The sequence below is a fragment of the Micrococcus sp. ACRRV genome (assembly GCF_022346985.1).
GTDB classification, from domain to species: domain Bacteria; phylum Actinomycetota; class Actinomycetes; order Actinomycetales; family Micrococcaceae; genus Micrococcus; species Micrococcus porci.
Genome location: NZ_JAKRNH010000100.1, coordinates 1 through 8,792, shown reverse-complemented (window position 1 = coordinate 8,792; position 8,792 = coordinate 1). Strand labels below are relative to the sequence as shown.

The 8,792-nt window shown below is 73.7% G+C and carries 10 protein-coding genes; 8 read left to right on the top strand and 2 right to left on the bottom strand.

The window, feature by feature from the left end:
* The first annotated feature begins 12 nt into the window (after window positions 1–12).
* The 4 genes from MHY29_RS09835 to MHY29_RS09820 are packed head-to-tail and all read left to right on the top strand — an operon-like array spanning window position 13 to window position 2,550.
* The gene (locus MHY29_RS09835; protein WP_239240760.1) at window positions 13–903 is read left to right on the top strand and encodes an inositol monophosphatase family protein; all 891 of its coding nucleotides are present in this window, start codon (window positions 13–15) and stop codon (window positions 901–903) included.
* Window positions 900–1,391 (top strand): hypothetical protein, encoded by a 492-nt coding sequence (locus MHY29_RS09830; protein WP_224355425.1) that lies wholly within the window; start codon window positions 900–902, stop codon window positions 1,389–1,391. Before MHY29_RS09835 ends, MHY29_RS09830 begins: the two co-directional genes overlap by 4 nt.
* Before the next feature lie 11 nt (window positions 1,392–1,402).
* Window positions 1,403–2,026, top strand: a complete 624-nt coding sequence (locus MHY29_RS09825) for a glycosyltransferase family 25 protein (RefSeq protein ID WP_224355424.1) — start codon at window positions 1,403–1,405, stop codon at window positions 2,024–2,026.
* Window positions 2,023–2,550, top strand: a complete 528-nt coding sequence (locus MHY29_RS09820; protein ID WP_224355423.1) for a GNAT family N-acetyltransferase — start codon at window positions 2,023–2,025, stop codon at window positions 2,548–2,550. The genes MHY29_RS09825 and MHY29_RS09820 overlap by 4 nt, the downstream gene beginning before the upstream one ends.
* Before the next feature lie 25 nt (window positions 2,551–2,575).
* Here the strand turns inward: MHY29_RS09820 and MHY29_RS09815 are convergent, their stop codons facing one another.
* Window positions 2,576–3,061 (bottom strand): hypothetical protein, encoded by a 486-nt coding sequence (locus tag MHY29_RS09815; RefSeq protein WP_224355422.1) that lies wholly within the window; start codon window positions 3,059–3,061, stop codon window positions 2,576–2,578.
* Window positions 3,062–3,153: 92 nt separating this feature from the next.
* Between MHY29_RS09815 and gatC the strand changes: the two genes are divergently transcribed.
* From gatC to MHY29_RS09795, 4 genes are all read left to right on the top strand, one after another.
* On the top strand, window positions 3,154–3,450 hold the full coding sequence (gene gatC / locus MHY29_RS09810; RefSeq protein ID WP_224355421.1) for an Asp-tRNA(Asn)/Glu-tRNA(Gln) amidotransferase subunit GatC: 297 nt from the start codon (window positions 3,154–3,156) through the stop codon (window positions 3,448–3,450).
* A 7-nt stretch (window positions 3,451–3,457) separates the two neighbouring features.
* Entirely contained in the window at window positions 3,458–5,071 is a 1,614-nt protein-coding gene (gatA, locus tag MHY29_RS09805) for an Asp-tRNA(Asn)/Glu-tRNA(Gln) amidotransferase subunit GatA (RefSeq protein WP_224355420.1), read from the top strand.
* Window positions 5,068–6,570, top strand: a complete 1,503-nt coding sequence (gene gatB, locus MHY29_RS09800; protein ID WP_224355419.1) for an Asp-tRNA(Asn)/Glu-tRNA(Gln) amidotransferase subunit GatB — start codon at window positions 5,068–5,070, stop codon at window positions 6,568–6,570. Before gatA ends, gatB begins: the two co-directional genes overlap by 4 nt.
* Before the next feature lie 130 nt (window positions 6,571–6,700).
* Entirely contained in the window at window positions 6,701–7,519 is an 819-nt protein-coding gene (locus MHY29_RS09795) for a hypothetical protein (RefSeq protein WP_239240757.1), read from the top strand.
* Between the two features lie 25 nt (window positions 7,520–7,544).
* Here the strand turns inward: MHY29_RS09795 and MHY29_RS09790 are convergent, their stop codons facing one another.
* Window positions 7,545–8,672, bottom strand: a complete 1,128-nt coding sequence (locus MHY29_RS09790; RefSeq protein WP_239240754.1) for a phosphotransferase — start codon at window positions 8,670–8,672, stop codon at window positions 7,545–7,547.
* Window positions 8,673–8,792 lie beyond the last annotated feature (120 nt).

Genomic DNA, 8,792 nt, shown 5'->3' with positions numbered 1-8,792 from the left:
TCCCCGGCCGGCCTGCTGGTGATCGCGAAGGCCGCCGCCCGCGCGGGCGCGGACGTGCTCGCCGAGCGCTGGGCCGGCCACCACCCGGCCGTGCCCCTCACCTCGGACGAGCTCGGCGCGGACACCAAGTCCTCCGGCTCGGACTGGGTCACCGACTACGACCGGCGCGCCGAGGACGCCGTGCGCGCCGTGCTCACCGGCTACCGCCCGCACGACGAGATCACGGGGGAGGAGCATGGCTCCACCGCCCCGGCCGAGCCGTCCGGGTACCGCTGGTCCATCGACCCCCTGGACGGCACCACCAACTTCATCCGCGGCCTGCCGCAGTTCGGCACGTCCGTGGCCGTCGAGGGCCCGGTGGACGAGGAGACCGCCGCGCTGCTCGGCGTGCTCCCGGGCTCGCGGCGCTGGCTGGCCGGCGTCGTCGCGGCCCCGGCGCTGGGCCGCACCTGGTTCGCGAGCGCGGGACGGGGCGCGTTCTCCACGGCGGACGCGACGACGGCGGGCGTCGCTGTCCCGGACCGCGACGCCGCCCCTGTGCGGCTCACCGGGCCCGTGCCCGGCCGTTCGGGGCGGCTGCTGGCCACCGGCTTCGGCTACCACCCGGACCGCCGCGCGATGCAGCTGCGTGCGCTCGCGGCCCTGCTGCCGGCCTTCGGCGACGTGCGGCGGATCGGCTCGGCCGCCCTGGACCTGTGCATGGTCGCGGACGGCACGCTCGATGCCTACGCCGAGTTCGGCACGCAGGAGTGGGACTGGGCGGCGGGCGCGCTGATCGCGGACGAGGCCGGCGTGCCCGTGGACCGCCCTGCCTCCGGGGACGGCACGGGGCACCCCGACTGGATGACAGCCGGGGACGTGGACGCGGCCGCCCTCGCGGCGGCGAAGGAGGCGACAGCGTGAGACGGCTGGTCGGCGACCCCTGGTTCTGGCCCGTGCTCTTCGGCGCCGCGGGCGTGGTGTTCCTGGTCTGGGGCACCGTGCGCCGGGACGTGATCGCGATCGTGGCGGGTGTGGCCATGCTCTGGATGGTCTGGCAGTACCTGCCCGCGCTGCGCGTCCGCTCCTGCCCCATGGCGGGGGCGCAGGCCCACGTGGACGCGGGCGGCGTCGTCGTGTTCTGGCGCCCCGCCTGCCGGTACTGCCTCGCACTCATCAAGGACCTGGACCCGGCCCAGCGGGCTGCCGTGTACTGGGTGAACATCTGGACGGACCCGGACGCGGTGCCCGTGCTGCACCGCCTCCACGCCACGCGGGACGGGCACGCCCATGAGGCGGTGCCCACCGTGTGGTCCCGCCGCAGGGACTTCGTGGTGAAGGACGAGGCCACCCGCCGGAGGCTCACGGACATGCTCGGCGCGGTGCGGCACATCCCGGAGTCCGGACGCTGAGAGGGGCCGAGGTGGCGGAGATCGAGAGGACAGTCATGCCGGACATCGTGGACTACAGGGTGATCGCCTTGGCGGACAGCACCCGGCTCGAGGGGTTCCTGGCGCAGCCGCTGGGCCGTCGGTTCCGGCCGTTCGAGGCGGTCGACGCGCGGAAGGGCTACGGGCCTGAGGACTTCGACGCCGAGGGCTTCGAGGTCCGGTTCGGCCGCCCGCCCCTGAACGGCGAGGTCGGATGCACGCTCAGCCACATGAGTGTGCTCCGCGAGTTCGCTGTGGAAGACGGTGCCGTCACCGACGTCCTCGTGGTGGCTGAAGACGACGCGAGGTTCTCCCGGTTCACCAGCGAAGTCTTGAACCGGCTGCTGGAGACGTCTGCGGTCCGTGGTCTCGTCGTCCTGGCCGATCCCTACGGTCCGGTGGACATGCGTGGGCGGCTCGGGGCACCGACTCTGGAAGACAAGCTCCAGCAGTCTCTGCTCAGACGCCGCCTTCGTCCCCTGGCCGGGGCTCCTCGCTTTGCCGTCGGGCGTTGGAGCCGGGGTCTTGTCGGCACGGGCTTCTACCTGGTCAGTCGCGATGCCGCCAAGTACGACATCGCGTGGCGCCTCCGCCACCGGAGGGGAGGCGCTCGATGAGCGACGTGACGGTGCGTGCGCTGCGCCCGGAGGACCACGAGGCGGTGGCGGCCCTGACGCTGGCCTCCTACACGACCGGCGGACATTTCGAGGCGGAGAGCGACTACCTGGAGACCCTGGCCGACGTCGCCGGGCGGGCCGCGGTGGCCGAGGTGCTGGTCGCCGAGCTGGACGGGCAGGTGGCCGGCTCGCTCGTGCTCACCCCGCACGGCTCGCCGATGGCGGAAACCTCCGTGCCGGGGGAGTACGAGTTCCGCATGCTCGCCGTCGACCCCGCGGTCCACCGTCGCGGCGTGGCCACCGCCCTGCTGGCCGAGGTGGTCCGCCGGGCGCGGGCGACACCCGGCGTGGAGGCGATCGCCCTGTCGACCATGACGTCCATGACGGACGCGCACCGGATGTACGAGCGGCTCGGCTTCGTCCGCGTGCCCGACCGCGACTGGCGACTGAGTGACCTCGAGCCGGGCCTGGACCCGGCCGAGGACGCCGGGCCCTTCCTCGTCTACCGACTGCCGCTGACCTGAACCCGGCGCGCGCGGCCGCGCCGGGTCAGTCCGGGCGCGTCGACCGGGCGAGCAGCCCGGGGTGCCGGAGCAGTCGCGGCAGGAGCGCGGCGCTGAACGCGGTGAGCCCGGCCCACGGGCGGAGGTGGGGGCGGATCTCCAGCACGCGGCCGTCCTCGGCCACGGTCACCAGCATCGCGTCGGTCAGCGCCACGCCGAGCGCTCGGGCCCGGCCCAGCACGGTGTGCACCCGGCCGTCGGCGTAGTGCTCCACCCACTCGAGGCCCCGCAGCACCGCGTAGACCTCGCCCAGCAGGAGCGCGACGTCGTCCGGCCCGCGCATCACCGCACCGCCGGCCATGGGCGAGACCAGCCGCACGTCCGGGTGCAGGGCGCCCCGCGCGGCCGCGGCGTCACCGGCCTCACCGGCGCGCAGGAAGCGGGTGAGCGGCGTGTCCGAGCCGCCCACCGGGGCGGCGACGGCGGGCTCCGAGGGGAGGGGCGACGCCGCGGCGGCGGTCCGGTGGTCCATGCCCCCAGACTAGACTCATCTCGACGTCCGACCCACCGCCACGGCGACCGCGCCGACGTGGTGGTCACCCGACCCAGCGCGCGAGGAGATCCATGGCAGAGATCACCCGGGACCAGGTGGAGCATCTGGCCCGCCTGGCCCACATCCGCATGACGGACGAGGAGCTGGACGTCATGTCCGGCGAGCTCGAATCCATCCTGGAGTCCGTCTCCCAGGTCCAGGCAGTGGCCGGGGAGGACGTGGTCCCCACGTCCCACCCCATCCCGCTGGAGAACGTGTTCCGCGAGGACGTGCCCACGGGCATGCTCACGCAGGAACAGGCGCTGGACCAGGCGCCGGACGCCGAGGACGGGCAGTTCAAGGTGCCCGCCATCCTGGACGGGGAGTGATCAGGCCATGACGCAGACCTTCGACGTGAACGCCAGCCTCTCCGCGGACGAGCTCGTCCGCCTCACCGCCCTGCAGATGGCCGAGCGCCTGCGCGCGGGCACCACCACCTCCGTTGAGCTGGTCCAGGCCCACCTGGACCGCATCGCCGCCGTGGACGGGGACCCCCGCTCCGACGCCGCCTCGGACGCCGGGGTGCGCGCCTACCTGCACGTCAACACGGAGGAGGCGCTCGCCGTCGCCGCCGAGGTGGACGCGATCCGCGCCGCCGGCGGCGCCGAGGCCGAGGCCCTGCACCCGCTGGCCGGCGTGCCGGTGGCGCTCAAGGACAACATCGTCACCGTGGGGCAGCCGACGACGGCCGCCTCGAAGATGCTCGACGGCTGGATGAGCCCGTACGACGCCACCGTGGTGGAGCGGATCCGCGCCGCGAAGCTGCCGATCCTCGGCAAGACCAACATGGACGAGTTCGCCATGGGCGGCTCCACCGAGTACTCCGCGTTCGGCGTGACCCGCAATCCGTGGGACGGCCAGCGCGTGCCCGGCGGCTCCGGCGGCGGCTCGGCCGCGGCGGTGGCCGGGTTCCTGGCGCCGTTCGCGCTCGGCTCGGACACCGGCGGCTCCATCCGCGAGCCCGCCGCGTTCACCGGCACCGTGGGCGTGAAGCCCACCTACGGCGCGGTGTCCCGCTACGGCGTGATCGCCATGGCCTCCTCCCTGGACCAGGTGGGCCCGGCCGCCCGCACCGTGGCCGACGCCGCCGCCCTGCAGCAGGTGATCGGCGGGCACGACGCCCACGACTCCACCTCCCTGCCGGAGGAGCAGGCCGACCTCGTGGCCGCCGCGGCGGGCCGCGACCTGGCCGGGCTGAAGGTCGGCGTCGTCACCGACCTGGACGCCGAGGGCTTCCACCCCGGCGTCAAGGCCGCCTTCGACGCGGACGTGCAGGCGCTGCGCGACGCCGGTGCGGAGATCGTGGAGGTCTCCTGCCCGCACTTCGCCGCGGCTCTGGGTGCGTACTACCTGATCATGCCCTCCGAGGTGTCCTCCAACCTGGCCCGCTTCGACGGCGTCCGCTACGGCCACCGCGTGGTCCCGGACGGCGGCGGCACGATCGAGCAGGTCATGGCCGCCAGCCGCGCCGCCGGGTTCGGCGGCGAGGTCAAGCGCCGCATCATCCTGGGCACCTACGCCCTGTCCGCCGGCTACTACGACGCCTACTACGGCTCGGCCCAGAAGGTCCGCACCCTGGTGCAGCAGGACTTCGCGGCCGCGTTCGAGCAGGTCGACGTGCTGCTGACCCCCACGGCGCCGATCCCGGCGTTCCGCCTGGGGGAGCAGACCAAGGACCCGCTGACGATGTACCTGAACGATCTGTTCACCATCCCCGCGAACCTCGCGGGCGTGCCCGGCATCTCCGTGCCCGGTGGCCTCGTGGACGGCCTGCCCTACGGCCTGCAGTTCATGGCCCCGGCCCGCGAGGACGCGCGCCTGTACGAGGTGGGTGCCGCCGTCGAGAAGCTGGTCACCGAACGCGAGGGCGGGCCCCTGTGGGCCCGTGTCCCCGAGCAGCACCCCGGCGCCGCCCGCGCCGCCCAGACCCCCGCAGGAGGCACCAAGTGAGCACCGCAGAGCTGATGGACTTCCAGGAGGCCATGGACCGCTTCGACCCCGTGCTCGGGTTCGAGGTGCACGTGGAGCTGAACACGAAGTCCAAGATCTTCTCCACCGGCGCCAACGCGTTCGGCGACGAACCCAACACCAACGTCACCCCGCTGGACCTGGGCCTGCCCGGCACCCTGCCGGTCCTGAACCGCGAGGCCGTGGAGTCCGCGATCGCGCTGGGCCTGGCCCTGGACGCGCAGATCGCCCCGTCCTGCCGGTTCGCGCGGAAGAACTACTTCTACCCGGACACGCCCAAGAACTTCCAGACGTCCCAGTACGACGAGCCCATCGTGTTCGACGGCCACCTGGACGTGGAGCTCGAGGACGGCACCGTGTTCCGCGTGGAGATCGAGCGCGCCCACCTCGAGGACGACGCCGGCAAGCTCACCCACCAGGGCGGCTCCGGCCGCATCCAGGGCGCCTCGGCGTCGCTGGTGGACTACAACCGCGCCGGCGTGCCGCTGATCGAGATCGTCACCCGGCCCATCGTGGGCGCCGGCGACCGCGCCCCGGAGATCGCGCGCGCCTACGTGACCGCGCTGCGGGACATCGTCAAGGCGATCGGCATCTCCGACGCCCGCATGGAGCACGGCAACGTGCGCTGCGACGCCAACGTCTCCCTCATGGAGAAGGGCGCTTCGGCGTTCGGCACCCGCACGGAGACCAAGAACGTGGGCTCCACGCGCGCCGTCCAGCACGCCGTGACCCACGAGATCCAGCGTCAGGCGGCGATCCTGGCCGCCGGCGGGACCATCACGCAGGAGACCCGCCACTGGCACGAGGACACCCGGACCACCACGTCCGGCCGTCCGAAGTCCGACGCCGACGACTACCGCTACTTCCCCGAGCCGGACCTGCTGCCGGTCGTCGTGGACGAGGCCTGGATCGAGCGCGTGCGGGCCGGGATGCCGGAGCTGCCGGCCGTGCGCAACAAGCGCCTCAAGGGCGAGTGGGGCTTCTCCGACGAGGAGTTCCGCGACGTCGTCAACGCGGGCGTGGCGGACCAGATCGCGCAGACCGTGGAGGCCGGCGCCTCTCCGGCCGCGGCCCGCAAGTGGTGGATGGGCGAGATCGCCCGCCTGGCCAACCTGCGCGAGGTGGAGGCCGCCGAGCTCGGCGTCACCCCGGCGCACGTCGTGGAGATCGAGGAGCTGATCGCCGCGAAGACGATCAACGACAAGATCGCCAAGCAGGTCCTCGGCCTGGTCGCCGACGGCGAGGGTGCGCCGAAGCAGATCGTGGCGGCCCAGGGCCTGGCCGTGGTCTCCGACGACGGTGCGCTCACCGAGGCCGTGGACGCGGCGATCGCCGCGAACCCGGACGTGGCCGAGAAGATCAAGGGCGGCAAGATGCAGGCCGTCGGCGCCCTGATCGGCCCGGTGATGAAGGCCACCCGCGGCCAGGCCGACGCCGGCCGCGTCCGTGAGATCGTGCTGGAGCGGCTCGGCGTGGCGTGAGGCGAATCACCCTGACCGCCCGGCCTCCTCGTGGAGGCCGGGCGGTTTGCGCCCTTATAGTTGAAGCGGCACACGGAGAGATGGAGAACCCCGCCGGGGGTGCGGCTCACGTGCCACCGAAGGAGCGCACATGAGCTGGTCCCCGATGACCCCTGACCGGAACACCGACACCGTCCCCGCCCTCGACCGCCGCCGCGTGGTCCAGGGGCTGGCCTGGACCGCCCCCGCCGTGGCCGTCGCCACCGCCGCCCCCGCGTTCGCCACGTCTCCGCGGTGCTTCAAGACTGTGGACGTGGTGTGGTCGGACATGGGATACAAGCGCACCAGCGCCACCAGCGCCACCTACACCACGGCGGACCCGGACGGGACGGGGCCGATGCGCCCGCTCACGCTGACGGTCGAGAACACCTACAAGGGGTCCAACATCCAGTTCGGCAACCAGTTCGGGACGGAGAACACGAATCTGGCCGTCCAGTCCGGCTCGGTCGGCGGATACCGCAATCCGTTGGTGCTCCACCAGTCCCCGCTGAGCAACAAGGCCAAGTCGAACGATCGGATCGACGCCAACAAGACCATCACCACGTTCACCTTCGACCGTCCGGTCACGAGCCTGACGTTCTCCATCACCGACATCGACTCAGCCGTCAATGACTTCGTGGACGGCGTGGCCGTCTCCAGCCCCACCCCCTTCACCACGAGCAAGGCGAACGCGACCACGGCCGGACTGCAGGGCGCGGGCACCCTCGCCGACCCGTGGCGCCCGAATCGCTTCGACAATTCGATCTCCAACTCGTCGACGAACGGCAACGGCACCGTGAGCTTCACGAGCCAGGTCACGTCCTTCGAGATCCACTACTGGAACCAGACGGCGGCTTCCTACGCCTCCGTCGACGGCGATCAGAAGATCTTCATCTCGAACCTCTCGCTGACCTACAACGCCTGCGCCTGACCCGCTGCCCTCGCGGCCGCCCCGCTCACGCGGCCGCGGCCACGAAGGCGCGCCCCACGCGGGGCAGGGTCTTGCGGAGCAGCCGCCGCCAGCTCGACTCCGCCAGCCCGCCGACGAGGACGTCCCGCGCCGCGGCGTCGTCGAGGGTCTCCAGGGCCATCGCCCCGAGCCACACGCGGGCGCGGCGAGCCTCGGCGGGGTCGGCGGCGATCGCCTCGACGAGGTCCTCCCCGTGCCACAGGCCGAGGTAGGCCACGTTGAGCGCCGGGTCCCACGCGCAGGCCAGGTCCCAGTCGAGGACGCCGGCCAGCTCCCAGAGGACCGCGGCGGCCGGGGTGGCGGCATCCGGAGTGGCGGCGGCCGGAACAACCCGCCAGCGCATGTTGTGCCCGGCGAGGTCGCCGTGCACGAGGGCCGGTGGCACGGGCGGCTCGCGCGTCCACGCCGAGACGACGCCGGTCAGCGCGGTCACCGACTCCCCCCACGCGTCCGCGCGCAGCCGGACGGCGGCCTCGCCCGCCGCGGTCTCGTCGCCCGCATGCCCCAGGGCGTCGCCGGGCCAGGCCCCCAGGCGGGGGGCCAGCCGCGCGGGCAGCCCGGCCACGTGCGCGGCGCGCTCGGGCGTCCACGGCCCGCGGAAGGCGAAGGGGCGTCCCAGGTGCGGGGCCACGCGCGGGTCGGCCACATCCACCGCGGCGAGGTCCGCGAGGACGCCGCGCAGGACGGCGGGATCGCCCTCGTGGGGCGGGTGCGGGAAGCCGGGCACGTAGCGCTGGAGCACGGCGGCGCCGGGGCCGTCCTCCACGACCGCCGAGAGGGCAGTCGGCAGGGACCACCGGACCCCGGCCTCGGCGAGCACCGCCGCGAGGCCGTCGAGCAGGGCGAGGCGCCGGGGCAGGTGCACGGCGGGATCCCGCTCCGGCGTCCACCGGGCCGCGGGCGCCGCGCCGGCCTCGTGGGCGCGCGTCATCCGCAGCACCCCGACGTCCTCCAGCACGAGCACCCGGTGGAACTGACCGCCCTCCTCGACCCGCCCGGCGGACCAGTCGGCCCCGCGCAGGCAGGCGGCCACGCCGTCGTCGAGCCCGGGGCGCAGCCGCTGCAGCGCGGCCGCGACGAGGTCCAGTTCGGAGCGCGCGGGATCGGAGGCCATGGCACCAGGGTAGGCAGAGCCTCGGGTCTTACACTGACGCGCATGACCGCCACCGCCCGCCCGGAGCACGCCGCGGGGCGCCGCGGCCCCGGCGCCCCGCGGCGTGCTCCGGGCGGGCGG